The sequence below is a fragment of the Achromobacter sp. 1011811831 genome (assembly GCF_059760905.1).
This window is the reverse complement of record NZ_JCBANG010000064.1, coordinates 14,691-38,941: the sequence shown is the minus strand read 5'-3', so window position 1 is coordinate 38,941 and position 24,251 is coordinate 14,691. Positions and strand designations below refer to the sequence as shown.

Here is a 24,251-nt window from a genome sequence, read left to right as displayed (position 1 = left end):
CCCATGCCCCGGGCGGCCGCCGCGCCGGCAAAGAACGCGAACAGACTGAAACGACTCCATACGGGCGCGTCGCGCCCGGACGCCGCGGCCGTTGCAATAATGTCGCAAGAATCATGGCATCCTGCGCGCCTTGCCGCTCGCGGGACCACACACGGAGAACATGCGATGCGCAAGATGGCAGGCGGCCTGATGGCCGCGTTGGCGCTGGGCTTGACCGGCGGCGCCTGGGCGGCGCCGGACGCCAGCGAACAATTGCAGTACGAATCCTTCATCGTGGCGACGGGCGCGTCCAATGGCGCGGCCCGCGCCTGCGGCGCGTCCGAGCCCGATCTCAAGCAACATCAGGACACCTCGCGCAAGAACCTGCAGCGCTACGCCCAGGAATACGGCTTCAACGCCCAGAACTACGACACGCTGTACGACAAGGGGCTGGACCAGGGCAAGGCCATGATGGAAGAGATGAAGCGCTCGGGCGTGGACGGTTGCCGCGGCGTACTGGGCAGCTTCCAGAACGAGCGCGTCATCGGCTACGAGGACATGAAGGCGGCGCTGGCCGAGGTCAGCGACGGCCTGCCGGGGGAAACCGAGAAATAGGACGGAGGCACAGTTCGCGCCGTCCCTCGGGGCAAGCTTGAAGCAGAAGAAAGCGCGGCGCCCGCGCGCCGCCGCCCTCGCCTACAGCCCGTTCTGCTTGAACCAGTCCAGCATGCGCTGCCAGGCCTGTTCGGCCTCGGCCTTGCGGTAGCTGGGCCGATAGTCCGCATGGAAGGCATGCGGCGCTTCGGGATAGATGTCGATGCGCGAGGCCTTGGCGGCGGCCGGCCCCTGGGCCAGCGCCACCCGCATGCGGTCCACGTCCGCCAGCGGAATGCCGGCGTCCTTGCCGCCATAGGCGCCCAGCACCGGCGCCTTCAGGTCCCCGACCGCGCTCAGCACCGGGCGCGGCTTCAGCTCGCTGGGCTCGCCGCCCAGCTGCCCGTACCAGGCAGCGCCCGCGCGCAGCTTGGGATTGTGCGCGGCATAGAGCCAGACCTGGCGTCCGCCCCAGCAAAAACCCAGGATGCCCAGCCGGCCCGCGTCGCCGCCATGCTCGGCGGCCCAGGCCGAGGCGGCATCCAGGTCGCGCTGCACCTGCGCGTCGGGCACCTTGCTGATGATCTCCGCCTGCAGCTTGGGGATATCGGCATAGCGCGACGGGTCGCCCTGGCGCGCGAACAGCTCAGGCGCCACCGCCAGATACCCCAGATGCGCCAGGCGGCGGCAGATATCCTGGATGTACTCGTGCACGCCGAATATCTCGGACACCACCAGCAGCGTGGGCAGGTTCTTCTTGCCCTGCGGCGCGGCGCGATAGGCCGGCATCTTGCCGTCGGCCACCGGAATGTCCACCTTGCCCGCCAGCAGGCCGGCGGCGTCGGTGGCTATCGCCGTCTGCGCCACCGCCTGCCCCGCCGCCAGCGAAAATCCCGCCGCCACCGACGTGGCGATGAAGCCCCGACGGTCCAGCTTCAAGGGCGGCAGCAAGCTGTCGAACTGCGAATCCTGGTCGTTCATGCCTCATCTCCTGGGAAGAGCGCTCGCCCGTATCCGCACCAAACCCGCCACGGGCGGCAAGATTGCACTTCACACCTCACACTTCAACTACCAACGACAACGACATCAGCCGTGCCGCCTTCCAGAGAGGCACACTCCGGTGACGCACACTCCGCAAGGTCGCAGGCGCCGACACGACCAGGTCGCCCCCAATCGGGATGTCGCGGATCCGGCTCCGCCGGTCCGCAGACATGCCCCCTTGAGGGGGAAGCGCGCAGCGCTTCGGGGGTGGGTCCACCTACTTCAGAGAGAACTCCACCCGCGACGGCACGCCTTCGTCCTTGATGCCGTCTGCGTCCAATTGCGGCGCGACGATGAAGACGCGCTCGGCCAGGCCCTCGTGAGCAAGCAGCTTCTCATAGACGGCCTGGGCGCGCGCGTCGGCCAGCTGGCGCAGCTGCTCGTCGCCCACCGGCGCCACGCTGCGCAGCATTTCCTCCATCTGCGCATCCGGTATGGACTTGGCGATGCCGATCAGGTTCCTGGGCTTGTCCTTGATGTCGGTATCGCCGTAGACCTCTTCCAGGTACTTGGAGCGCTCGGCGGGCGACACGTCGACGCCGGCAGGGTTGGGCTTCTTGCCGCGCGGCGCGACGGCGGCGGCCTTGGCGGCGCGGATCTTGCTTTCGATCCAGGCCTGGCGCAGGCCTTCCATGTCGGTCTTGGGATCGGCGCGGCCGCTCAGGTCCATCTTCAGGCCGGGACGGTCGGTCAGGGCCTTGATCAGCGTGTCGATGCGCTGCTGGGAATCCTCGGTCAGCGCGGCGCTGCCCGGCGCGAACTCCACATAGGACAGCTCCTCGCCGCCGCCAAAGGCCGAGGCCAGCAGGCTGAAGGGCGAGGTCACCGCCTTGACCACCAGGTTGAGCACCACGCGCACCACGATGCCGCCGACCGAGAACTCCGGATCGTCCAGCGAACCGGAAATCGGCAGGTTGATGTCGATATTGCCGCGCGAGTCCTTCAGCAGCGCCACGGCCAGCAGCACCGGCAGCTTGGTCGCGTCGGGGCTGTTGGTCTTGTCGCCGAAGGTCAGCTGGTTCAGCACCACATGATTGCTGGCGGTCAGCGCGCGATCCTTGATCTTGTATTCCAGGTCGACCGACAGCTTGCCGCGCTTGATGGGATAGCCCACGTACTTGGCGGAATAGGTGTTGAAGCGCGGCAGGTCCACGCCCTTGGCCGAAGCCTTCAGGTCCAGCGCCAGGAACTTGGCGAAGGGCTGCACCACGCCGCTGATCGACAGCGGCGCGGTCGTGTACACGCGGCCCGTGACCTTGACCTTGGCGGGCTGCGGATTGCTGGAGGACACCGCCGAGATCGAGCCGTCGATGCTGGACAGCTCCGCCACGTAGTTCGGCTTGACGAAGCGGTCGGTGAAGGTCATGCGGCCGCGCGTCAGCGTCACGCTGTTGAGCGAGATGTCGGGCATGCCGCCGCTCTTGGCGGCGGGCTCGGGCGCGGCGCGGCGGGCCGGCGTCTGCGTGTCCTGGGTGATGGAGCCGCCCGCCTGCCCAGGCGCCGCCACCAGGTCCATCACGTTGAGTCGGCCCTGCGCGTTGAGCAGGATACGGCCATAGAAATCGTCCAGCGCGATATCGCCCAGCTTGGCGCCGATCTTGTCGCCGGCGACGGAAATATCCATGCCGGAGAAGGCCAGGCGCTTCCAGTTCAGGAAATCGTCCTTGTTGACGCGGTCCTGCAGGTCCAGGTCGGTGACCTCCACCCCGCCCTTCCAGCCGACCGTGAGCGGCGCCTTGCCATTGGCCGCCGCGAAGGCCACATCGCCCTTGGCGCCCAGCGTGACGGCACGCACGGTGGCGTTCAGGCTGGACGCGAAGTAAGGCGCGAACGAGGCCACGTTCAGCGCCGACAGGTCCACCGAGGTGCGCAGCGTCAACGGCTGCGGCGTGAACGCCCCCTTCAAGGCCAGCTTGCCGTTGCCCTGCACGCCGTCGGCGTCCAGCGTGAAATTGCTTTGTCCCGGTCCCATGGCCAGCCGATCGGCGGTCAGGTGCAGGCGTTGCAGCGCGACATCCAGCGCGGGTTTCAGGGATTCGTCGCGCGCCTTGAACTGGATCAGCTCGGCTTGCGCGCCGGTGGCGGACACGTCCACCGCCCCGCCCTTGTCCAGCACGTGCACTTGCGCGGACAACGCCAGGCGGCCGTCCTGCAGCGTGATCGGAGCGGCGCTGCGCACCGCCGGCGCGAGCGGCGCCAGCGCCACGTTGCCCATGCGGAAGGACATTTCCAGCGCCAGCGGCTGCAGCACCAGCGGACCCTTGGCGCGGATCCAGCCGCCGTCGGTGCTGTTGTCCACCGTCAGCCACAGGTTGATCGGGCGATCCTTCTGCTGCGGGATCTCCACGCCCTCGACCGTGGCGGCGATGCCGGTCATCGAGTAGTCGAGCTTGCTGACCGCATCGGTCAGGTGCAGCTCGCCTTCACGGATATTGAAGGCGTCCAGCGTGATCTTCCATTCGGCCGGCGCGGCCGGTTGGGGCGCCGGGGCCGTGCCTGCCGGACCAGCCGGAGGCGTGGCGCCCGCGGCAGCGGACGCCGACGGCGTGGCCGCGCCAGCCGCAGCGCCGCCTGCGGCCGGAATCGCAGACTTGGGATCGGCGGCTTTGGCTTCGGCCGGCTTGGCGTCGGCCGCCTTGGCGTCGGCATTCTTCGCATCAGCCGCCTCCGCATCTCCGGCCTTGGCATCTCCGGCCTTGGCATCTCCGGCCTTCACATCCGCCGGTTTCACGCCCGCCGGCTGGGCAGCTGCCGCAGCAGAAGCCGCCTTGCCCGCTTCGGGTGCGCCAGCCTGCGCGGCGGCGACCTTGGCCGAGGCCTGCGGATCCGCAGGCTGGGCGGCGGCCTTGCCCGCATTCGGCGCGGTCTTGGCATCCTGTGTCTTGGCATCCGCCGGCTTGCCCGCAACCGGCTTGCCACCCGCAGGCTTGCCACCCGCCGGCTTGGCCGCGCCGGGCTTCGCGCCCAGCTGTTGCAGCTGCTCGGCCACGTCCTGCCAGTTCAGCCGCAGGTTCTCGTAGCGGCGCGCATGCACCTGCGGCGCCCACAGGCCGACGTCGCCGATATAGGCCTGCCGCGCGATGGGTTCAAGTTCCAGGCGCGATACCGTCAACGCGCTCCAGGACGCCAGCTCGGCGCCCGACTTGTCGCGCAGGTCGAACTGGCGCAGGCCCAGGTCGCCCACCACCCGGATCTTGGGCGGCGCGTCCTTGGGCTGCTCGAACACCACGCGCAGGTTCGAATCGAGCAGCGCGCGCTCCAGCTTGAACGGCAGCGGCATGGGCCAGACGTCGGCCCATTTCTCCAGTTGCAGGCCGGAGAAGGTCACGTTCAGCGTCGAGGACGGCACCTTCTCGAAGGGCCGCGCCACGCCGGTCAGGTCGAAGGGGCTGCCGTTGATGCGCAGGTGCAGCCGGGGCTGCACGTCGATGTCGGTGGCGTAGCCGAAGGTGGAGATGAACGGCACGCCCAGCGTGAACTCGTCCACCACCTGCTTGCGGCCGGTGACCTTGTCGTCCAGCGTGACCGAGCCGCCCTCGATGCGCATGTTGTTGAGCGAGAAGCGCGGCGGGCCTTCGTCGGGCTTGGGCGGTTCCTCGGGCTTGGCGGCGCTCATCTCGGCCACGCGTTGCTGCACGTCCGAGAAGTTGAAGCGCGTGACGTCCTCGCGCACGATGGCGATCTTCGGCTCGCGCAGCGTCAGCCGGTCCACCACCGGCGCGAACCAGAACAGCGAGCTCCAGGCGGCGCTGGCGTCCAGTTCGGCCAGCGTCAGCAGCGGCGTCCCGGATCCGGGCTGCGCGATCGCCAGGTCCCGCGCGCGGACGGTCAGGGTAAAGGGATTGAAGCTGATCTTGCCGACGGAAACCTCGCGGCCCAGCATCTTGGAGACGTCCTCGGTCAGGACGGAACGCAGCACCTTGGGCACCTGCCAGGCCGCCACCCCGCACAGCAGCAGCGCCACGGCCACGACAGACAAGAGGATCTTGCCGACGCGCCGGGTGAACCTGAACTTTGGCATCCGCATGGGCATCGCGAGTCTCCTGGTACGACAAATTGTAGGCACTGGCCGCGCGTCGGGTACGTGTTTTGCGGGCGATTATCGCGCCCCCCGCACGGCTCGTCTATCATAGGGCGTATCAGCGGCCCGACCCGGACCAGACAGGTCCGCCGCGGCCGCTATTTTCAATCATTAACAATTCTCGATTCCGAACCATGTCCACGCCCGCCCCCACCCTCAGCCACCTGGACGAAGCCGGCCAGGTCCGCATGGTCGACGTCATCGGCAAGGCGGACAGCGAGCGCGTGGCGGTCGCCGCGGCCAGCGTGCGCCTGAGCGCGGTGGCCTACGGCCTGCTGACCGCGCCCGGCCAGGGCAAGGGCGAAGTCCTCAACACCGCGCGCGTGGCCGCCATCCTGGCCGCCAAGCGCTGCGCCGAGCTGATCCCGCTGTGCCACAGCCTGCCGCTGTCCTTCGTGGGCGTGGAGTTCGCGCTGGACGACGACGCCCATCGCGTCGACATCCTGGCCACCTGCCGCACCAGCTACAAGACCGGCGTCGAAATGGAAGCCATGACGGCCTGCAGCGTCGCCGCGCTGACCATCTACGACATGTGCAAGGCGGCCGACAAGGGCATCGTGATCGAGCAAGTTCGCCTGAAGTACAAGGCGGGAGGAAAGAGCGGTGAGTGGCGCAACGATTGATCTGCTGTACTTCGCGCGCGTGGCCGAACTGGTCGGCAAGCGCGGCGAGGCCTGGCCGCTGGACGGCGAGCCCACCGGCGCGCAACTGCTGGCCGCGCTGGGCGAGCGCTATCCGCAGCTAGCCCCGGCCTCGCGCCTGAAGCTGGCCGTCAACCAGACCCATGCCAAGCCCACGGTCGTGATCCGCCCCGGCGACGAAGTCGCGGTGTTCGAGCCCGTCACGGGGGGCTAGGCATGAGCGCCAATGTGGTCCTTGTCCAGGAAGCCGATTTCGACGGCGCGGCCCTGACCGCCGCGTTGCGCGAGCGGGCCGGCGCGGGCGTCGGCGGCATCGTCACCTTCGTCGGCTACGTACGCGACTATGCGCCCGATGCGCCGACCGAAACGCTGTTCCTCGAACACTATCCCGGCATGTGCGAGCGCGAGCTTGAAGACATCGCCGCCACGGCCCGCGCGCGCTGGAACCTGGCCGGCACCGTGATCGTGCACCGCGTCGGCGCGCTGTCGCGCAACGCCCAGATCGTGTTCGTGGCCGCCGCCAGCGCCCACCGCGGCGACGCCTTCCGTGGCTGCGAATACATCATCGACGCGCTCAAGACGCGCGCGCCCTTCTGGAAAAGCGAGACGCTGGCCGGCGGCAAGCGTTTCTGGGTCGAACAGCGCCAGGCCGACGAGGACCGCACGCGGTCCTGGGACGAGACACCGGCCGGCAACAAGGACACGCCATGAAGCAAGCCCCCGCCGAACCCGTATCGCTGGCCTGCGCCGTGCTGACCGTCAGCGACACGCGCGGCCCCGGCGACGACACCTCCGGCAACCTGCTGGCGCAGAGCCTGGCCCAGGCCGGCCATCAATGCGCGCGCCGCGACATCGTCAAGGACGACATCTACCAGATCCGCCGCATCATCAGCGACTGGATCGCCGATCCCGCCGTGCAGGTCATCCTGACCTCGGGCGGCACGGGCTTCTCGCACAAGGACACCGTGCCCGAGGCCATCGGTCCGCTGCTGGACCGCGAGATCCCCGGTTTCGGCGAGCTGTTCCGCCAGCTGTCCTACGAAGAGATCGGCAGCTCGGCCCTGCAATCGCGGGCCCTGGCCGGCTACGCCAACCAGACGCTGCTGTTCTGCCTGCCCGGCTCCAACAACGCCTGCGAAACCGCCTGGACGCGCATCATCCGCGAACAGCTCGACAGCGGCCATCGCCCCTGCAATTTCGCCACGCACTTCAAGAATCGCGAAGACAACTGACCCCATGCTGGATTTCGATCACGCCCAGACCCTGCTGGCCAACGCCGCCGGCCCGCTAGACCGCGTCGAGGACGTCGCATTGGCCGACCTGGCCGGCCGCGTGCTGGCCCGCGACCTGACCGCGACCGTCGACATTCCCCCCGCCGACAACAGCGCGATGGACGGCTACGCGCTACGCGCGGCCGACTGGAGCGACGCCGCGCGACTGCCGGTGCAGCAGCGCTGCTACGCCGGCGACACGCCCGAGCCGCTCAAGCCGGGGCACGCCATCCGCCTGTTCACCGGCAGCCTGATTCCCGAAGGCGCCGACGTGGTGGTCATGCAGGAAGACGCCGAGGAAGCCGACGGCCACGTGCGCATCTCGCGCGCGCCCGTCCTGGGCCAGCACATCCGCCTGCGCGGCGAGGACACCATGGCCGGCGCGCCGCTGCTGTCCGCCGGCACGGTGCTGGAAGCCGCGCACGTCGCGCTGCTGGCCTCGCAAGGCATGGCCACGACGCCGGCGCGCGCCCGCCTGCGCGTGGGCATCCTGACCACCGGCGACGAGCTGGTCCCGCCGGGCGCCGCGCGCGCGCCCGAGCAGATCTACAACTCCAACGGCCCCATGCTGGCCGCGCTGGCGCGCGGCATGGGCGCCGAGCCGGTCCACGTGCTGCATGCGCGCGACACCGAGGCCGACCTGCTGGCCGCGTTCAAGACGCTGCTGGCCGATTGCGACCTGGTGCTGAGCGTGGGCGGCGTGTCGGTCGGCGAACGCGACCTGGTCAAGCCTGCGCTGGCGACCCTGGGCGGCGAACTGTCGCTGTGGAAGGTGCGCATGAAGCCAGGCAAGCCCGTGGCCCTGGCGCAGATCGGCGGCAAGCCGGTGGTCAGCCTGCCGGGCAACCCCGTGTCGGCCTATGCCGTGTTCACGCTGCTGGTGACGCCGCTGGTGCGCCGCATGCAGGGCCGCGAAACGCTGTTCCCGCCGGTCAGCCTGCTGCCGCTGCGCACCGAGCGCACGCGCCAGGACAGCCGCGAGGAATTCCTGCGCGTGCAGCGCCGCGTGGCCGATGACGGCTCGGCCGAACTGGTGCCCTACGGCCACCAGGGGTCCGGCGTGATCAGCTCGCTGCCCTGGTCCACCGGACTGGCGCGCCTGCCGGCGGACACGCCGGTGCAGGACAAGGACCGCGTCCCCTACTACGACCTGCGCCACTGGCTGGCGTAGCGCTCGGCCCGCTCCAGCTCTTCCGGGGTGTTGACGTTCATGAAGGCCTCGGGCGTCTCGTCGAAGCGGGCTTCGGCCGCGCCCAGGCGCGACTGCAACAGCCCCACCCGACGCTCGCCCGACGCCAGATACTCGCGCAATGCGGGCAGCAACGACACCCGCAGCGCCATGCAGGCCGGATGGCGCACGCCATCCGCGCTGGCATAGGCAAGCGGCGCGCCCGCCGCCAGCGCCGCGCCGACCAGGCGCGCGGCCAGGTCTGACGGCAGGAACGGCGTATCGCAGGGCGCGACCACCAGCCATTGCGCGTCGCCGGCAGCAAGCATGCCCGCCGCCACGCCGGCCAGCGGCCCGGGCCAGTCCTCCAGCCCCGCCGCCTCGTCGCCGACGACCTCGCCGTAGCGCGCGTAGCGGTCCGCGTTGCGGTTGGCGCTGATGATCAACCTTCCCACCTGCGGCGCCAGCCGGCGCGCGGCATGCCCCGCCAGCGGCTCGCCCAGCAACTCGACCAGCCCCTTGTCACGTCCGCCCATGCGCGAACCCTGGCCGCCGGCCAGGACCAGGCCGGCGAGCGCCCGGCGGTCGGGCATGGCAGGATCAGCCACCGATGTAGCTCATTTCGATCTTGCGCGAGGGATCGGCCATGTTGCGCCCGCGCAGCTCGGAATAGTTGTCGCCGCGCGCCGCCCAGATGCCGGCGATGATGGCGGCCAGCTCGTCGTCGCTGGCGCCGTCGCGCAGCGGCGCGCGCAGGTCGTGGCCGTCGTGCGCGAACAGGCACAGGTACAGCTTGCCTTCGGGCGACAGGCGCGCCCGCGTACAGCCGCCGCAGAATGCCTGCGTCACGCTGGAGATCAGGCCGATCTCGCCGCCGCCGTCCAGGTAGCGCCAGCGTTCGGCCACGCGCCCCATGGCGTCCGCGGCGACGGGCTCAAGCGGGAATTCCTGGCCGATGCGCGCCAGCACTTCGCTGCTGGGCACCACTTCGGCCATGTTCCAGCCATTAGTGTTGCCCACGTCCATGTACTCGATGAAGCGCAGGATGTGGCCGCTGTGGCGGAAGCGCCGCGCCATCGGCAGGATCTGGCCGTCGTTCAGGCCGCGCCGCACCACCATGTTGACCTTGACCTGGGCCAGCCCGGCCTCGGCCGCCGCATCCACGCCGCGCAGCACGTCGTCGGGCGTGAAGCCGCTGTCGCTCATGTCCTGGAACATGGTCGCATCCAGCGCGTCCAGGCTCACCGTCACGCGCGACAGCCCGGCCTGCCTGAGCGCCTCGGCCTTGCGCGCCAGCAGGCTGCCGTTGGTGGTCAGGGTCAGGTCCAGCGGCCGGCCGTCGGGCGTGCGCAATGCGGCCAACTGGCTGACCAGGTTCTCCACATGCTTGCGCAGCAGCGGCTCGCCGCCGGTCAGGCGCAGCTTTTCCACGCCCAGCCGCGTGAACACATTGGCCAGCCTCGCGATCTCCTCGAAGGACAGCAGCGCCGAATGCGGCATGAAGGAATAGCTGCTGTCGAACACCTCGCGCGGCATGCAATAGGTGCAGCGGAAATTGCAGCGATCCGTGACCGAGATGCGCAGGTCGCGCAAGGGGCGCGCGCGCAGGTCGAGCGCGGGCTGCCCCGCCGGCGGCAGGGCGCCGGGCGCGACGGCGGGCAGGCCGCCGCGTCGATCGGCAAGGAAAATCACTTTGGTCATGATGGAATCATAGCCCGGCGCCGTCGGCGCGGCGCTCAGGAAAAAGCCTCGTCCAGGGTTTGCAGGCGACCCGTGTCGCGGGTGTCGTAGCCGGCCAGCTGGCCGACGTAGCCCAGGTAGTCCGGGCTGCGCATGATGGCCAGCAGCTCGCGCATGGCCGGCGTCTCCAGCGCGCTCCTGCGGATGGCGAAGAAATAGCGCTCGCGCACCAGCGGGATGAAATCCAGCCCGAAGCGCCGGGCCGCCGTCTCCACGCCCACGCCGGTGTCGGCCATGCCGCTGGCGATGTGGGCGGCGATGGCCATATGGGTGAACTCATTGCTTTCGTAGCCCTGCACGTCGCCGATGGAGACATTGGCGCGCTGCAACATCAGGCCGATCAGGTAGCGCGTGCTGGAACCGATCTGGCGGTTCACGAAGCGCACGTCGCCGCGCGCCAGGTCGGCGATGCCATGGATGTGCTTGGGATTGCCCGCCACCACGAACAGGCCGGTATTGCGCACGGCCAGGTGGATCAGCAGGTAGTCGTCGGCGTGCAGCCACTGGGCATAGCGCGCCATGATGGGTTCCTCGAACTCGCCCAGCGGCACCTGGAAGCCGGCCAGGTCGCATTCGCCCCGCTCCAGCGAGGCCAGCGCCTCGATCGCGGTGCGATAGCGCAGCTCCAGGCCGGCGCCGCCGCCCATGCGCTGCATCAGCGATTCCACCGCGAAGCCGTGGCTGGCATGCAGCCGCAGGTGCGGCCCGCTTTCGGGCAGCAGCCGGGCCAGTTCTTCCTGCAGTTCCGAGGCCATGCTTTCCAGCGTGGGCATCAGGCGGGCCTCGATGCGCCGGTTGGCCCACAGCAGGCGCTGGGCGAAAGGCGACAGCTGCGTGCCCTGGCGCCGCTTGGTGATCAGCAGCGCGGTGCCGAAGATACCCTCGAAACGGCGCAGCACGCCCCAGGCGTGCCGGTACGACAGTCCGCAGGCGCGGCAGGCGCCGGCGATATTGCCGCTGGCATCGATGGCGGCCAGCAGCGCCAGCATGTCCTGCAGCGGCACCGGGTAGGCATCGCCCTCGGACGCCAGCGTCCATTGCGGCCGCAGGCCGATTTGGAACTTATATGTCATTTATTTCATATTGAAGCCGGGATTCCAGCCAAGTAGAGTACACAAAAAACGCGGATTCCAGATAATTAATATGTTTTCAAGAGCATATTAATCGCACACCAGGATCAGGAATCCGCCCGCTGACCGCTCCTTCGGGGGCCCGTAATCAGGAGGAGACCGCCATGCGCAACCGCGAGGCAAAATCCGATCTTGCGTCCACCGGCGGCGCCCGCGGCGGCCAGCAGGCGCTGGACGCCGCCCAGGCTTCGCAGACGCCGGCCGTGGCCGCCACGGCCCGCATCGTCGCTCGCCTCAAGGACCAGTCCGGCCCGCTGCTGCCGGTGCTGCACGCGGTCCAGCACGAGCTGGGCTGTATTCCGGCCGAGGCGGTGCAGACCATCGCCGAGGCCCTGAACCTGTCCCGCGCCGAAGTCCACGGCGTCATCACCTTCTACCCCCACTTCCGCAGCGCGCCGGCCGGCCGCCACGTCATCGAGATCTGCCGCGCCGAGTCCTGTCAGGCCATGGGCGGGGAACAGCTCGCCGACCATGCCCGCCACGCGCTGGGCTGCGACTTCCACGCCAGCACGCCCGATGGCGAATTCACGCTGGAGCCGGTGTACTGCCTGGGCCTGTGCGCGCAATCGCCCGCCATCATGATCGACGGCCAGCCCAAGGCCCGCGTCACGCGGGACAAGCTCGACCGCCTGCTGGCGCAGGCCCGCCAGGCCGCCGCCCCGGAGAACGCCCGATGAACGCCCCGATCAGGATCTACGTGCCGCGCGACGCGGCGGCGCTGGCGGTGGATGCCGACGCGGTCGCGCTGGCGATCGAGGCCGCCGCCGAACAGCGCGGCCTGGCCGTGCAGCTGGTGCGCAACGGCTCGCGCGGGCTGCTGTGGCTGGAACCCATGGTGGAGGTCGCCACGCCCGACGGCCGCGTCGCCTACGGGCCGGTGCAGCCCGAGGACGTGGCCGACCTGTTCGAGGCCGGCTGGCTGCAGGGCGGCGCCCACCCGCTGCGGCTGGGTCCGACCGAGGACATCCCCTACCTGAAGCACCAGGAACGCCTGACCTTCGCCCGCGTCGGCGTGACCGACCCGCTATCGCTGCAGGACTACGCCGCGCACGGCGGCCAGGAGGGACTCAAGCGCGCGCTGTCCCTGGCGCCCGAGGCCATCGTCCAGGAACTCATCGATTCCGGACTGCGCGGCCGTGGCGGCGCGGCCTTTCCCACCGGCATCAAATGGAAGACGGTGGCCGGCACGCCGGCCGACCAGAAATACATCGTCTGCAACGCCGACGAAGGCGATTCCGGCACCTACGCCGACCGCCTGCTGATGGAAGGCGACCCGTATGTGCTGATCGAGGGCATGACCATCGCCGGCCTGGCCGTGGGCGCGACCCGGGGCTACATCTATGTGCGCTCCGAATACCCGCACGCCATCGCCGCGCTGGACGCGGCCATCGCGCGGACGCGCGAGGTCGGCTGGCTGGGCGCCGACGTGCACGGCAGCGGTCGCCGCTTCGACCTGGAAGTCCGCAAGGGCGCCGGCGCCTACATCTGCGGCGAAGAGACCTCGCTGCTGGAAAGCCTGGAAGGCAAGCGCGGCGTGGTGCGCGCCAAGCCGCCGCTGCCGGCCATCTCCGGCCTGTTCGGCAAGCCCACCGTGATCAACAACGTCATCTCGCTGGCCACGGTGCCCATCATCCTGGCCAAGGGCGCGGCCTATTACCGCGACTATGGCGTGGGCCGCTCGCACGGCACCCTGCCCTTCCAGCTGGCCGGCAACCTCAAGCACGGCGGGCTGGTGGAAAAGGCCTTCGGCCTGACGCTGCGCGACCTGCTGTACGGCTTCGGCGGCGGCAGCGCCTCGGGCCGGCCGCTGCGCGCGGTGCAGGTCGGCGGACCGCTGGGCGCCTACCTGCCCGAATCGCAATGGGACGTGCCGCTGGACTACGAGGCCTATGTGCAGATATCGGCCATGATCGGCCACGGCGGCCTGGTGGCCTTCGACGACACCGTCGACATGGCGCGCATGGCCCGCTACGCCATGGAATTCTGCGCCGTCGAGTCCTGCGGCAAGTGCACGCCCTGCCGCATCGGCTCGACGCGCGGCGTGGAGACCCTGGACAAGATCATGGCCGGCGGCCCGGCGCGCGAACAGCAGGTGCACCTGCTGCGCGACCTGTGCGACACCATGCTGGGCGGCTCGCTGTGCGCGCTGGGCGGCATGGCGCCGTACCCCGTGCTGTCCGCCCTGAACCACTTCCCGCAGGACTTCGGCCTCGCCGACAGTCCCGCCCCCGCCGCCAGCGCGGCCTGACGCCGCCCGCCCCGGAGACCGCCATGCTGGAAACCGTCATCAAGCGAGACCGCGACCTGGGCACGCCCGCCCGCGAGTCCGCCCAGACCGTCACCCTGACCATCGATGGCCAGGAAATCACCGTGCCCGAAGGCAGCTCGCTGATGCGCGCGGCCGCCGAGGCCGGCATCAACATCCCCAAGCTCTGCGCCACCGACAGCCTGGAGCCCTTCGGCTCGTGCCGCCTGTGCCTGGTGCAGATCGACGGACGCCGGGGCTATCCGGCGTCCTGCACCACGCCCGCCGAGAACGGCATGGTGGTGCACACCGAGACGCCCAAGCTGCGCGAGCTGCGGCGCGGCGTCATGGAGCTGTACATCTCCGACCACCCGCTGGACTGCCTGACCTGTCCGGCCAATGGCGACTGCGAGCTGCAGGACATGGCCGGCGTGGTGGGCCTGCGGGAAGTGCGCTACGGCTACCAGGGCGCCAACCACCTGGACAGCACCAAGGACGAGTCCAATCCGTACTTCACCTACGACCCGTCCAAGTGCATCGTCTGCAACCGCTGCGTGCGCGCCTGCGAGGAAACCCAGGGCACCTACGCCCTGACCATTTCCGGCAAGGGCTTCGAATCGCGCGTGTCGCCCGGCCAGGACCAGCCCTTCCTGGACAGCGAATGCGTGTCCTGCGGCGCCTGCGTGCAAGCCTGCCCCACGTCCACGCTGCAGGAAAAGACCGTCATCATGATGGGCCAGGCCGAGCACTCCGTGGTCACCACCTGCGCCTATTGCGGCGTGGGCTGCGGCTTCAAGGCCGAGATGAAGGGCCAGGAAGTGGTGCGCATGGTGCCCTGGAAGGATGGCCAGGCCAACCGTGGCCATTCCTGCGTCAAGGGCCGCTTCGCCTGGGGCTACGCCACGCACAAGGAACGCGTGCTCAAGCCCATGATCCGCCAGCGCATCACCGATCCGTGGCGCGAGGTGTCCTGGGACGAGGCCATCAACCACGCGGCCTCGGAATTCCGCCGCATCCAGGCGCGCCACGGGCGCGATGCCGTCGGCGGCATCACGTCCTCGCGCTGCACCAACGAGGAAACCTGGCTGGTGCAGAAGCTGGTGCGCGCGGCCTTCGGCACCAACAACGTCGACACCTGCGCCCGCGTCTGCCACTCGCCCACCGGCTACGGCCTGAAACAGACGCTGGGCGAATCGGCCGGCACCCAGACCTTCGACTCGGTCATGCACACCGACGTGGTGATCGTGATGGGCGCCAACCCCAGCAGCGGCCACCCGGTGTTCGCCTCGCGCCTGAAGCGCCGGCTGCGCCAGGGCGCGCGCCTGATCGTGATCGATCCGCGCCGCATCGAGCTGGTCAGCTCGCCGCACATCAAGGCCGATTTCCACCTGCAGGTGCGCCCCGGCACCAACACGGCGCTGCTGTCCTCGCTGGCGCACGTCATCGCCACCGAGAACCTGATCGACGAGGCCTTCGTCGCCGAGCGCTGCGAGGAAAAGGCGTTCCGGGAATGGCGCGACTTCGTCTCGCTGCCCGAGAACTCGCCCGAGGCGATGGAGGAGATCACCGGCGTGCCGGCCCGCGACGTGCGCGGCGCGGCGCGGCTCTACGCCACCGGCGGCAACGGCTCGATCTACTACGGCCTGGGCGTGACCGAGCACAGCCAGGGATCGACCACCGTGATGGCCATCGCCAACCTCGCCATGGCCACCGGCAACGTGGGCCGCGAGGGCGTGGGCGTGAACCCGCTGCGCGGCCAGAACAACGTGCAGGGTTCCTGCGACATGGGCTCGTTCCCGCACGAGCTGCCCGGCTACCGCCACATCTCCGACGACGCGGCGCGCGCGCTGTTCGAGCGCGACTGGGGCGTGACCATCCAGCCCGAGCCCGGCCTGCGCATCCCCAATATGTTCGAGGCCGCGCTGGGCGGCTCGTTCAAGGGCCTGTACTGCCAGGGCGAGGACATCGTGCAGTCCGACCCGAACACGCAGCACGTGGCCGCGGCGCTGGCGGCGATGGAATGCATCGTGGTGCAGGACCTGTTCCTGAACGAAACCGCCAAGTACGCCCACGTCTTCCTGCCGGGCTCGTCCTTCCTTGAAAAGGACGGCACCTTCACCAACGCCGAGCGCCGCATCTCGCGCGTGCGCAAGGTCATGGAGCCCAGGAACGGCAAGTCGGACTGGGAAGTGACCGTGGCCCTGTCCAATGCACTGGGCTATCCCATGAACTACCGCCACCCCGGCGAGATCATGGACGAGATCGCCCGGCTCACGCCCACCTTCTCCGGCGTCAGCTACGCCAAGCTGGACCGGCTGGGCAGCCTGCAATGGCCATGCAACGACGAGGCGCCGGACGGCACGCCCATCATGCACATCGACCAGTTCGTGCGCGGTAAGGGCCGCTTCATGATCACCAAGTACGTGCCCACCGACGAGCGCAGCACGCGCCGCTTTCCGCTGCTGCTCACCACCGGGCGGATCCTGTCGCAGTACAACGTGGGCGCGCAGACCCGCCGCACGCCCAACGTCATGTGGCACAGCGAGGACGTGCTGGAGATCCACCCGCAGGACGCCGAGGACCGCGGCGTGGCCGAGGGCGACTGGGTCGGCATCCAGAGCCGCGCCGGCGAGACCGTGCTGCGCGCCACGCTGACCGACCGGGTCCAGCCGGGCGTGGTATACACCACCTTCCACTTCCCCGAATCCGGCGCCAACGTCGTCACCACCGACAGCTCCGACTGGGCGACCAACTGCCCCGAATACAAGGTCACCGCCGTGCAGGTCACGCGCGTGTCCCAGCCTTCGGAATGGCAGCGCCAATGGTCGCGCTTCGCGGACATCCAGCACAAGCTGCTGCGCGAGCGGACCCGCGAGAGCGACGCGGCGATGACGGGGAAATGATGCCGTCCCGGCGCGCGCGAACCGCGCGCCGGCAACGCCGCCCCCCCGCCAGCCGCAACGATACGCACGCAAAGCATGAGCCAGCCCGCCGCAGACCGCCACGACAGCATCCCCGCCCAGGTGACCCGTATCCGGGCAGGCGCCGTCGCATCCGCCACGGAAGCCGACCACCTGGCCGAGGAAACCCCGGTCGCGCTGGAATACAACGGCATCAGCCACGCCACCATGCTGGCCACGCCGGCCGACCTGGAAGACTTCGCGCTCGGCTTCTCGCTGTCCGAGGGCATCGTCGACAGCGCCGCCGATGTGCGCGGCATCGATGTGGTGCCGCAATGCGACGGCATCGTGGTGCAGCTGGAAATCTCCAGCGCCTGCGAGGCGCGGCTCAAGTCGCGCCGCCGCGCCATGGCCGGCCGTACCGGCTGCGGCCTGTGCGGCGTGGAAACCCTGCCTGAAGTGCTGCGGCCGGTGCCGCCCGTGGCCGCCGGCGCGCCGCTGCGCGCCCAGGCCGTGCTGGCCGCCATGCGCGACATGCGCGCACGCCAGCGCCTGCACGACCTGACCGGCGCCACCCACGCCGCCGGCTGGGCCGGCGCCGACGGCGCCATCGCCCTGCTGCGCGAGGACGTGGGCCGGCACAACGCGCTGGACAAACTGGTCGGCGCGTTGGCGCGGCAAGGCCTGGCCGCGGCATCCGGCATGGTGCTGGTGTCCAGCCGCGCCAGCTTCGAGATGGTGCAGAAGACCGCCGCCGCCGGCGTGCCCGTGCTGGCCGCAGTGTCCGCCCCCACCGCGCTGGCCGTGCGGCTGGCGCAAGAGGCCAACATCACGCTGCTGGGCTTCCTGCGCAACGACGACGCCACGCTGTACGCCCACCCCGAACGCATTCTTTCCTGACCCGGACCCGCATGGAAATCGGCAACCTGATCCGCATGGCCAACCGCATCGGCCAGTTCTTCGAAGCCATGCCCGACCGCCAAGAGGCCGGCGAAGGCGTGGCCAACCACATCCACAAGTTCTGGGAGCCGCGCATGCGCAACCAGCTGCTGGACTTCCTGGCCGGCCAGCCGGACGGCGACGCCGGGCAGGAAACGCTGCATCCGCTGGTGCGCGAGGCGGTGCAGCAAAACCGCGACCGCCTGACGCCGGCGGGCCGCAAGCCGGACTAAGTGCGGCGTCCTCGGTAGCGCCGGCGTCCCTATTGCAGCAACGAAACGTTCAAGCCGCTGATGCGCTTGAATGCCGTATCGCCTGTCAGCATCACATGGGCGTTGCCGAGCTGCAGGCAGCACGCGGCTTGCAGGGCGTCCGGCGTGCGCGTGCCGTGCCGGGCGCGTATCGCCGCCGCCAGTTCCACCGCCTTGCAATCCATTTCCAGCCAGATCAGGTCCGGCAGCGCGAAAAACGCGTCGAACCTGGCCAGCGTGGCGCTATCGTTGCGCCGCATCGGCCCGATGCGGCACTCCAGCCATGACAGGCGGCTGAGCGCGACTCTCAAGCCCGGATGCGCGCGGGACAATCTCGACAATTCGGACTGGACCGCGCTGGCTTGGGGTTCCTGCCCTTCTATCCGATAGATCAGCGCGTTCGCATCGAGAAAGGCGATCACCAGTCGCGCTCCTGCTTGAGCGCGGCGTCGATCTCGGCCTTGTCACGCGCGCCCGCGCCTGACTGCGCGAGCAGCCATTGCATGGCTGTCATGCCGGGACGCTCGGCCGGCCGCCCTTCGATCAGGCGCTGGTACTCATCCGCGGACAGCACGACCACGGCGGGCCTGTTGCGCTTGAAGATATGCACCGGGCCATGCGCCAGGGCCTCTTCAAGGGCGGCCATGCCGCGGCGCTTGAGTTCTGCAATGGTCAAGGTATTGGTCATCGGGGCACCCTTCAGTACTATTTCATCGAAAACAGTACTTACTTCGGTGCCCTCGGGCAATATCCAATTCAGCGGCAACCCGCCGCCCGCAACCTCGGCAACGCCAGCGCCGGCCTTGGCGCGTATGGCAAACAAGCTGCTCATGATGCGTGACTCCCCAAGTGGTTTCTAGGACGCAATTACGCGTTCCTGCGCACAGCTTCGGAGCCCGGGGCTCCGAGTCGCGCATGCCCGCCGACGGCCCGCCCCTGCCTCGCGACACAAAGACACCGCCGACGGCCTAGCGTCCGCGAATATCGATGTCCTGGCAATGCCCCCCAGACGCGCTTTTGTCACGCCACGGCGACGAAAAGGGCTGGCCCGATTCACGCTAAGCTATCGCCTCAGCCATAACCTCGCGTTCCGAGCCGCCTCTTTCCGCGCGGACCTTCGCCCTTGAATCACAACGCCTCCATGACCGCCCTGCCCCCATCCCGTCCCGCCCGCGGAGCCCAAGCTTGACCGCCCCCGAACTGCACTGGGAAGAAGACCAGGCCCCCCGCCATGCCCTTTGGCGCTCGGAATCCGAAGCCCCGCCGCCCAAGCGCGTCGTGGTCGCGGACGACCGGATCACGGCGGACCAGGCCTATCGCCTGGCCTGCGAGGGCACCGGGCTGCTGTGGCGTGGCGACTACCAGAACGCGCGCCAGCTGCTGCAGGCCATGACGCGGCGGGTGGACAAGCGTCCCCGCAAGCCGGCCGACACGCTGCTGGCGGCCTTCAACCAGCATCGCATGGCGCAGGCGCAGCGCGCCCGCATCCTGGGCATGCTGCTGATTCCCTTCGACGCCGGCCATGTCATCCCGCTGCGCCGCGCGCCCGACGCCCGGCTGGCCTGCGAGCAGGCCCACGGCCCGTCCGACGCGCCCTACGTGGCCTCGCTGCGCGAACTGCTGGGCCTGATCGGCGCCTACGAATGGCGCAGGAAAGGCGTGGAGATCGCCGCGCTGGGCGGCGACCGCATCCATCCGCACTATGGCGTGTTCTCGCCCGTGCGCGGCGAATACGTGGACCTGGTGGCACAGGCGCCGCTGCCGGCGGGCGACACCGCCTTCGACATCGGCGTGGGCACGGGCGTGCTGTCGGCCGTGCTGGCGCGACGCGGCCTGGCGCGCGTGGTCGCCACCGACCAGGATCCGCGGGCGCTGGCCTGCGCCCGCGAAAACCTGGAACGCCTGGGCCTGACGAATCGCGTCGAACTCGTCCAGGCCGATCTGTTTCCGCCGGGCCGCGCGCCGCTGATGGTCTGCAATCCGCCCTGGCTGCCGGCGCGCCCCAGCTCGCCGGTCGAATACGCGGTCTACGACCCGGACAGCCGCATGCTGCGCGGCTTCCTGGACGGTCTGGCCAACCATCTGGCGCCGGGCGGCGAAGGCTGGCTGATCCTGTCCGACCTCGCCGAGCACCTGGGCCTGCGCAGCCGCGACGACCTGCTGGACATGATCGCGCGAGCCGGCCTGCGGGTGGTGGACCGTATCGACACGCGGCCGCGCCACGGCCGCGCCGCCGACGCATCCGATCCGCTGCACGCGGCGCGCTCGCGCGAAGTCACCTCGCTCTGGCGGCTGGCCGCCGCCTGACGGCCTGACGACCCGATCCGCCGAAAATCCGCCGGCCTTGGCGCTGGCGGCCGCTAGACCCGCCCGGCCGCCACGTTCACGCTGATGGCGATGATGAAGACATTGAAGAAAAAGGCGATCACGCTGTGCACCAGCGCCGTGCGCCGCAGCCGGCGGTTGACGATCTGCACGTCCGACACCTGGAAGGTCATGCCCAGCACCAGGGCGAAGTAGGCGAAGTCCCAGTAGTCCGGCTCCGGCGTGCCGGGGAACTCCAGGCCCTTGTGCGTGGGACTGCGGCGGCTGTAGTAGCCGTGCGCGTAGTGCAGCGCGAAGATCATGTTCATGTACAGCCAGGACAGCACGATGCTGACCGCCGCCGCGATCATGTCCAGCGCGCCGCTGGCCCCCGAGGACGAGCGCAGCTCCATCCACAGCGCCATGACGATCAGGCAGGAAATGGCCACGCTGCTCCACAGCACCGCGCTGCGGCCCACGTCGACCAGCTGCGCGCGCTCGCGCATGGACTGCGGCGTGGCCCGCGTGAACGCATGCGCGGTCGCCAGCAGGAACACCAGCGCCGCCACGTCGAAGGCCAGCAGCGCGGCGCGGCTGTAGGGCAGGCCCGCCGCCCGGAACGCCGCGCCCAGCCCGATGGCCAGCAGGGCGCTCAGCGCCAGCCTGCGGTGCGCGTGAAAGAACGGCAGGGCGCGGACCTCGCCCATTCCATCGGGCGCATGGCCGGCGGCTGGCTGCTGCTGCGGATCCCTGACGGGCTGCGACATGGCTTGCTCCTGGCTGATGGCGCGCCGCCCCTGGCGGCGGCGCGGCAAGCTACACGCTAACCGATACCGAGCAAACCCACCAAGCTTCCGGCGAACAGCAGCCACAGCGGATGGATCCGCGTGACGCTGCCCAGCAGCGCCACCGCCGCCGTGATGGCGCCCAGCAGCCAGCTGTGCACCGAGGATTCCGTGATCAGCGAGGCGCTGGCGGCCACCAGTCCGACCGTCATGGGAAAGATGCCGGCCTGCACCATGCCGCGCCAGGGCCGGTCCTTGAAGCGTTCCCACAATCCCAGCGCGATCACGGTAATGATCGAGGACGGCCCGAACTTGGCCAGGGTGGTGACCAGCATGCCGGACCAGCCTGCCACGTGCCAGCCCACCAGCGTGACCACCATGAGATTGGGCCCCGGCGCCGCCTGCCCCAGCGCGAACAGCGCGGAAAAGTCGGCGGCCGTCATCCAGCCGTGCACATCGACGACCTGCCGCTGCATTTCCGGCAGGATGGTGTTGCCGCCGCCGAAGGCCAGCACGGACAGCTGCGTGAAGATCTGGGCCAGCGCCCACAGCGTCTGCATCATCGCCTTTGCCTCCAGACCAGCAGGATGCTCAACGGCGTCAGCACCGCCATGGTCGGCAGCAGCGGGATGCGCAGCACCGCGATGCAGATGAAACAGGCGGTGGCCACGACGCCGGCCAGCCAGTCGCGCCGCTTGATCACGGGCAGGCCGATCTTGACCGCCATCGAGATCAGCAGGCCCGCCGCGGCGGCGGCCAGCCCGGCGAACAGGTGCTGCACATGCGGATCGTTCTGGAATCGGTCGTAGACCATGCCCAGCAGCACCACGATGATCGACGGCGCCAGGATCAGTCCCATCAGCGCGGAAAAGGCGCCGCGCGGACCTCGGAATTTCATGCCCAGCGCTACCGACAGGTTGATGATGTTGCCGCCGGGCAGGAACTGGCACAGGCCCAGCAGGTCGGTGAATTCCGCCCCGGACAGCCAGCGGTGCTTCTCGACCACCATGCGGCGCGCCAGCGGCAGCGCGCCGCCGAAGGCCGTCAGGCCGAGCATGAGGAACCCTTGGAACAATTGCCCGCAGCTCGGCGCGGGCGCGAGGCCGGCTTCGGCGGTAGGAGTCGCTGCATTCATTTTTTATTGCCGGCGCGGGGCCGGTAGGGTGGAAGGCCGCGCCTGCGCGCCGCCGGTCAAACACAACCCGCAGCCTACTCCCGGCCCTGAATAATGTCTAATATATGACTGGTTAATCACTCATATTTACCAGATATGGCATCCGTCGATCTGCGCCTGCTGCGCTACTTCCTGGCGGTGGCCGAGGAATCCCATCTGACCAAGGCCGCCGAGCGCCTGGGCATCCGCCAGCCGCCGCTCAGCCAGCAGATCCGCGCACTGGAGCAGGAGCTGGGTGTGACGCTGTTCAACCGCCTGCCGCGCGGCATGGAACTGACCGAAAGCGGCCGCGCGCTGCTGGCGGACGCGCGCAACATCATCGCGCTGGTGGACCAGGCCGTGGACGGCGTGCGCCAGGTATCGCGCGGCGAGGCCGGCCGGCTGACGGTGGGCTTCACCGGCTCGGCGGCCTTCCACCCCTTCGTGCCGTCCGTGATCCGGCGCTTTCGCGATGCCGCGCCCAATGTGCGGCTGGTGCTGGAGGAAAGCAGCACCGGCGAGCTGACCGAGGCCGTGGCCGAAGGCCGGGTCGACGCGGCCTTCATCCGCGGCGCCCAGGGCGCCAGCCGCAACGTGGTGGTGGAAAGCGTGCTGGAGGAAACCATGCTGGCGGCCTTCCCCGCCGACCATCCGATGGTCAGGGGCCGCCCCAGGAAGCGCATCGCGCTGTCGGAACTGGCCGAGGAATCCTTCATCCTGTACCGCCGCCACAACGGCCCCGGCCTGTACGACGCCATCATCTCGGCCTGCGCGGCCGCCGGCTTCAGCCCGCGCATGGCGCAGGAAGCGCCGCGCATGCTGTCGACCCTGAGCCTGGTGGCCGCCGGCCTGGGCGTGTCGCTGGTGCCGGCCTCGCTGCGCCGGGTCAACATCGAGGGCGTGGTCTACGTCAACGTCACCCAGCCCGCCGGCCTGCGCGCGCCGCTCAACCTGATCTGGCGCGATGCCCCCCTGTCCGGCGCCTGCCGCAAGCTGATCGAAGAAGTGCGGCTCTGCCGCGCCCAGCAGCAGGCCTGAGGCCGGGCGGCGCTACACTCTGCGGCTGTCGCATCCCTTCCCGCATCCGTCATGCCCTCCCCGCAACCTATCGGCGTATACGACTCCGGCCTGGGCGGCCTGAGCGTGGCGCGCGCCATCCGCGACGCGCTGCCCGGCGAACGCCTGCTGTACGTGGCCGACTCGGCCCACGTGCCCTACGGCGAGAAAACCACGGACTATGTGCGACGACGCGCCGAAACCATCTCGGACTACTTCGTCGAGCGCGGCGCCAAGGCCATCGTGGTGGCCTGCAACACGGCGACGGCCGCCGCCATCGCCGACCTGCGCGCGCGCCTCCCCGGCCTGATCGTGATCGGCGTGGAACCGGCCATCAAGCCCGCCGCGCACCTGACCGCCAGCGGCGTGATCGGCGTGTTCGCCACCACCGGCACGCTGGCCAGCCGCAAGTTCGCCGCCCTGGTGCAGCGTGAAGCGCCCGAGGTGCGCATCCTGCTCCGGCCCTGCCCCGAATGGGTCGCCCTGGTCGAGCGCGGCGAGCTGGAAGGCCCCGCCCTGCGCGCCGCCGTCGAAGCCCCGGTGCGCGAGTTGCGCGATGCCGGCGCCGACGTGCTGGTGCTGGGCTGCACCCATTTCCCCTTCCTGGACACGGCCATCCGGGCCGCGGCCGGTCCCTCGGTGCCGCTGCTGGAAACCGGCGCTCCGGTGGCGCGCTGGCTGCGCCACCAGCTGCGGGAACGCGATCTGCTGGCCGACGGCGGATGCGGCGCCCTGGAACTGGAAACCACCGGCGATCCCGCCACGCTGGCCCGGCTGGCGGGCCTGCTGCTGGGCGGCGACTTCCAGGCCGCGCAGACGCCGCCCGCCTGGCGCTGAGCGCGCCGGCGTTTGATCCGGCGCAGCCCGGACGGGCCCGATTTGACGAATAATCGGTGTGGGACGGTCGCTTGACGCCCGCCCCGGTCCCGCGCCCGCCGCGCGGGCTGGAGTCGCCAGGGCCGCGCCGGACGCG

At 69.7% G+C, this 24,251-nt stretch carries 24 protein-coding genes; 14 read left to right on the top strand and 10 right to left on the bottom strand.

The window, feature by feature from the left end:
* Nucleotides 1–165: 165 nt before the first annotated feature.
* The gene (locus AC6LJ9_RS21410) at nt 166–594 is read left to right on the top strand and encodes a hypothetical protein (RefSeq protein ID WP_498149138.1); all 429 of its coding nucleotides are present in this window, start codon (nt 166–168) and stop codon (nt 592–594) included.
* Nucleotides 595–675: 81 nt separating this feature from the next.
* Here the strand turns inward: AC6LJ9_RS21410 and AC6LJ9_RS21405 are convergent, their stop codons facing one another.
* Together AC6LJ9_RS21405 and AC6LJ9_RS21400 are read right to left on the bottom strand one after the other, a co-directional pair.
* Entirely contained in the window at nt 676–1,554 is an 879-nt protein-coding gene (locus AC6LJ9_RS21405) for a dienelactone hydrolase family protein (protein ID WP_498149137.1), read from the bottom strand.
* A 277-nt stretch (nt 1,555–1,831) separates the two neighbouring features.
* Nucleotides 1,832–5,647: a DUF748 domain-containing protein gene (locus AC6LJ9_RS21400; RefSeq protein WP_498149136.1), complete on the bottom strand. Its 3,816-nt coding sequence runs from the start codon at nt 5,645–5,647 to the stop codon at nt 1,832–1,834.
* Between the two features lie 182 nt (nt 5,648–5,829).
* On the opposite strand from AC6LJ9_RS21400, the gene moaC reads away from it, so the two are divergent.
* From moaC to AC6LJ9_RS21375, 5 genes are read left to right on the top strand one after another with little or no spacing between them, the layout of a single operon-like run.
* Nucleotides 5,830–6,318, top strand: coding sequence for a cyclic pyranopterin monophosphate synthase MoaC (moaC, locus tag AC6LJ9_RS21395; protein WP_498149135.1), 489 nt, complete (start codon nt 5,830–5,832; stop codon nt 6,316–6,318).
* On the top strand, nt 6,299–6,550 hold the full coding sequence (locus tag AC6LJ9_RS21390) for a MoaD/ThiS family protein (RefSeq protein ID WP_498149134.1): 252 nt from the start codon (nt 6,299–6,301) through the stop codon (nt 6,548–6,550). Before moaC ends, AC6LJ9_RS21390 begins: the two co-directional genes overlap by 20 nt.
* Nucleotides 6,551–6,552: 2 nt before the next feature.
* Nucleotides 6,553–7,047: a molybdenum cofactor biosynthesis protein MoaE gene (locus tag AC6LJ9_RS21385; RefSeq protein ID WP_498149133.1), complete on the top strand. Its 495-nt coding sequence runs from the start codon at nt 6,553–6,555 to the stop codon at nt 7,045–7,047.
* The gene (moaB, locus tag AC6LJ9_RS21380; RefSeq protein ID WP_498149132.1) at nt 7,044–7,568 is read left to right on the top strand and encodes a molybdenum cofactor biosynthesis protein B; all 525 of its coding nucleotides are present in this window, start codon (nt 7,044–7,046) and stop codon (nt 7,566–7,568) included. The genes AC6LJ9_RS21385 and moaB overlap by 4 nt, the downstream gene beginning before the upstream one ends.
* A gap of 4 nt (nt 7,569–7,572) precedes the next feature.
* Complete coding sequence (locus AC6LJ9_RS21375; RefSeq protein ID WP_498149131.1) at nt 7,573–8,778, top strand: molybdopterin molybdotransferase MoeA; 1,206 nt, start codon at nt 7,573–7,575, stop codon at nt 8,776–8,778.
* On the opposite strand, the gene mobA is transcribed toward AC6LJ9_RS21375, so the two are convergent.
* From mobA to AC6LJ9_RS21360, 3 genes are read right to left on the bottom strand one after another with little or no spacing between them, the layout of a single operon-like run.
* Nucleotides 8,751–9,368 (bottom strand): molybdenum cofactor guanylyltransferase MobA, encoded by a 618-nt coding sequence (gene mobA, locus AC6LJ9_RS21370; RefSeq protein ID WP_498149130.1) that lies wholly within the window; start codon nt 9,366–9,368, stop codon nt 8,751–8,753. The genes AC6LJ9_RS21375 and mobA overlap by 28 nt on opposite strands.
* Nucleotides 9,369–9,375: 7 nt before the next feature.
* Nucleotides 9,376–10,476, bottom strand: coding sequence for a GTP 3',8-cyclase MoaA (moaA, locus tag AC6LJ9_RS21365; protein WP_498149129.1), 1,101 nt, complete (start codon nt 10,474–10,476; stop codon nt 9,376–9,378).
* Nucleotides 10,477–10,511: 35 nt separating this feature from the next.
* Nucleotides 10,512–11,588: a substrate-binding domain-containing protein gene (locus tag AC6LJ9_RS21360; protein WP_498149128.1), complete on the bottom strand. Its 1,077-nt coding sequence runs from the start codon at nt 11,586–11,588 to the stop codon at nt 10,512–10,514.
* A 161-nt stretch (nt 11,589–11,749) separates the two neighbouring features.
* On the opposite strand from AC6LJ9_RS21360, the gene AC6LJ9_RS21355 reads away from it, so the two are divergent.
* The 5 genes from AC6LJ9_RS21355 (at nt 11,750) to AC6LJ9_RS21335 (ending at nt 17,962) form a co-directional block, all read left to right on the top strand.
* A complete protein-coding gene (locus AC6LJ9_RS21355) occupies nt 11,750–12,322 on the top strand; it encodes a formate dehydrogenase subunit gamma (protein WP_498149127.1) in 573 nt (190 codons plus the stop codon).
* A complete protein-coding gene (locus AC6LJ9_RS21350) occupies nt 12,319–13,893 on the top strand; it encodes a formate dehydrogenase beta subunit (RefSeq protein ID WP_498149126.1) in 1,575 nt (524 codons plus the stop codon). The genes AC6LJ9_RS21355 and AC6LJ9_RS21350 overlap by 4 nt, the downstream gene beginning before the upstream one ends.
* A gap of 23 nt (nt 13,894–13,916) precedes the next feature.
* Nucleotides 13,917–16,793, top strand: coding sequence for a formate dehydrogenase subunit alpha (fdhF, locus tag AC6LJ9_RS21345; RefSeq protein WP_498149125.1), 2,877 nt, complete (start codon nt 13,917–13,919; stop codon nt 16,791–16,793).
* Nucleotides 16,794–16,868: 75 nt separating this feature from the next.
* Complete coding sequence (gene fdhD / locus AC6LJ9_RS21340; protein ID WP_498149124.1) at nt 16,869–17,690, top strand: formate dehydrogenase accessory sulfurtransferase FdhD; 822 nt, start codon at nt 16,869–16,871, stop codon at nt 17,688–17,690.
* Nucleotides 17,691–17,701: 11 nt separating this feature from the next.
* Nucleotides 17,702–17,962, top strand: a complete 261-nt coding sequence (locus tag AC6LJ9_RS21335; protein ID WP_498149123.1) for a formate dehydrogenase subunit delta — start codon at nt 17,702–17,704, stop codon at nt 17,960–17,962.
* A gap of 29 nt (nt 17,963–17,991) precedes the next feature.
* On the opposite strand, the gene AC6LJ9_RS21330 is transcribed toward AC6LJ9_RS21335, so the two are convergent.
* Both AC6LJ9_RS21330 and AC6LJ9_RS21325 read right to left on the bottom strand, forming a co-directional pair.
* Complete coding sequence (locus tag AC6LJ9_RS21330; RefSeq protein ID WP_158658492.1) at nt 17,992–18,402, bottom strand: type II toxin-antitoxin system VapC family toxin; 411 nt, start codon at nt 18,400–18,402, stop codon at nt 17,992–17,994.
* Entirely contained in the window at nt 18,399–18,803 is a 405-nt protein-coding gene (locus AC6LJ9_RS21325) for a type II toxin-antitoxin system Phd/YefM family antitoxin (protein WP_498149122.1), read from the bottom strand. The genes AC6LJ9_RS21330 and AC6LJ9_RS21325 overlap by 4 nt, the downstream gene beginning before the upstream one ends.
* A gap of 362 nt (nt 18,804–19,165) precedes the next feature.
* Between AC6LJ9_RS21325 and AC6LJ9_RS21320 the strand changes: the two genes are divergently transcribed.
* A complete protein-coding gene (locus AC6LJ9_RS21320; RefSeq protein WP_498149121.1) occupies nt 19,166–20,287 on the top strand; it encodes a methyltransferase in 1,122 nt (373 codons plus the stop codon).
* 53 nt (nt 20,288–20,340) lie between these two features.
* Here the strand turns inward: AC6LJ9_RS21320 and AC6LJ9_RS21315 are convergent, their stop codons facing one another.
* The 3 genes from AC6LJ9_RS21315 to AC6LJ9_RS21305 are packed head-to-tail and all read right to left on the bottom strand — an operon-like array spanning nt 20,341 to nt 22,204.
* Entirely contained in the window at nt 20,341–21,051 is a 711-nt protein-coding gene (locus AC6LJ9_RS21315; RefSeq protein ID WP_498149120.1) for a DUF1345 domain-containing protein, read from the bottom strand.
* 56 nt (nt 21,052–21,107) lie between these two features.
* On the bottom strand, nt 21,108–21,632 hold the full coding sequence (locus AC6LJ9_RS21310; RefSeq protein ID WP_212321084.1) for a chromate transporter: 525 nt from the start codon (nt 21,630–21,632) through the stop codon (nt 21,108–21,110).
* The gene (locus AC6LJ9_RS21305; RefSeq protein ID WP_103275913.1) at nt 21,629–22,204 is read right to left on the bottom strand and encodes a chromate transporter; all 576 of its coding nucleotides are present in this window, start codon (nt 22,202–22,204) and stop codon (nt 21,629–21,631) included. Before AC6LJ9_RS21305 ends, AC6LJ9_RS21310 begins: the two co-directional genes overlap by 4 nt.
* A gap of 135 nt (nt 22,205–22,339) precedes the next feature.
* Between AC6LJ9_RS21305 and AC6LJ9_RS21300 the strand changes: the two genes are divergently transcribed.
* Entirely contained in the window at nt 22,340–23,260 is a 921-nt protein-coding gene (locus AC6LJ9_RS21300; protein ID WP_212321086.1) for a LysR family transcriptional regulator, read from the top strand.
* A 51-nt stretch (nt 23,261–23,311) separates the two neighbouring features.
* Nucleotides 23,312–24,115 carry a glutamate racemase gene (murI, locus tag AC6LJ9_RS21295; protein WP_498149119.1) on the top strand — a complete coding sequence of 268 codons (804 nt, stop codon included), beginning with the start codon at nt 23,312–23,314 and terminating at the stop codon, nt 24,113–24,115.
* Nucleotides 24,116–24,251: the final 136 nt, after the last annotated feature.

Excerpts from the sequence above, each read along its gene's own strand:
- fdhD (WP_498149124.1), top strand. The coding sequence starts at position 16,869 with ATGAGCCAGCCCGCCGCAGACCGCCACGACAGCATCCCCGCCCAGGTG.
- murI (WP_498149119.1), top strand. The coding sequence starts at position 23,312 with ATGCCCTCCCCGCAACCTATCGGCGTATACGACTCCGGCCTGGGCGGC.
- mobA (WP_498149130.1), bottom strand. The coding sequence starts at position 9,368 with ATGCCCGACCGCCGGGCGCTCGCCGGCCTGGTCCTGGCCGGCGGCCAG.
- AC6LJ9_RS21400 (WP_498149136.1), bottom strand. The coding sequence starts at position 5,647 with ATGCCCATGCGGATGCCAAAGTTCAGGTTCACCCGGCGCGTCGGCAAG.
- moaB (WP_498149132.1), top strand. The coding sequence starts at position 7,044 with ATGAAGCAAGCCCCCGCCGAACCCGTATCGCTGGCCTGCGCCGTGCTG.
- AC6LJ9_RS21410 (WP_498149138.1), top strand. The coding sequence starts at position 166 with ATGCGCAAGATGGCAGGCGGCCTGATGGCCGCGTTGGCGCTGGGCTTG.
- AC6LJ9_RS21305 (WP_103275913.1), bottom strand. The coding sequence starts at position 22,204 with ATGAATGCAGCGACTCCTACCGCCGAAGCCGGCCTCGCGCCCGCGCCG.
- fdhF (WP_498149125.1), top strand. The coding sequence starts at position 13,917 with ATGCTGGAAACCGTCATCAAGCGAGACCGCGACCTGGGCACGCCCGCC.
- AC6LJ9_RS21405 (WP_498149137.1), bottom strand. The coding sequence starts at position 1,554 with ATGAACGACCAGGATTCGCAGTTCGACAGCTTGCTGCCGCCCTTGAAG.
- AC6LJ9_RS21360 (WP_498149128.1), bottom strand. The coding sequence starts at position 11,588 with ATGACATATAAGTTCCAAATCGGCCTGCGGCCGCAATGGACGCTGGCG.
- AC6LJ9_RS21315 (WP_498149120.1), bottom strand. The coding sequence starts at position 21,051 with ATGTCGCAGCCCGTCAGGGATCCGCAGCAGCAGCCAGCCGCCGGCCAT.
- AC6LJ9_RS21375 (WP_498149131.1), top strand. The coding sequence starts at position 7,573 with ATGCTGGATTTCGATCACGCCCAGACCCTGCTGGCCAACGCCGCCGGC.
- AC6LJ9_RS21310 (WP_212321084.1), bottom strand. The coding sequence starts at position 21,632 with ATGATGCAGACGCTGTGGGCGCTGGCCCAGATCTTCACGCAGCTGTCC.
- AC6LJ9_RS21335 (WP_498149123.1), top strand. The coding sequence starts at position 17,702 with ATGGAAATCGGCAACCTGATCCGCATGGCCAACCGCATCGGCCAGTTC.
- AC6LJ9_RS21300 (WP_212321086.1), top strand. The coding sequence starts at position 22,340 with ATGGCATCCGTCGATCTGCGCCTGCTGCGCTACTTCCTGGCGGTGGCC.
- AC6LJ9_RS21385 (WP_498149133.1), top strand. The coding sequence starts at position 6,553 with ATGAGCGCCAATGTGGTCCTTGTCCAGGAAGCCGATTTCGACGGCGCG.
- AC6LJ9_RS21355 (WP_498149127.1), top strand. The coding sequence starts at position 11,750 with ATGCGCAACCGCGAGGCAAAATCCGATCTTGCGTCCACCGGCGGCGCC.
- AC6LJ9_RS21350 (WP_498149126.1), top strand. The coding sequence starts at position 12,319 with ATGAACGCCCCGATCAGGATCTACGTGCCGCGCGACGCGGCGGCGCTG.
- moaC (WP_498149135.1), top strand. The coding sequence starts at position 5,830 with ATGTCCACGCCCGCCCCCACCCTCAGCCACCTGGACGAAGCCGGCCAG.
- moaA (WP_498149129.1), bottom strand. The coding sequence starts at position 10,476 with ATGACCAAAGTGATTTTCCTTGCCGATCGACGCGGCGGCCTGCCCGCC.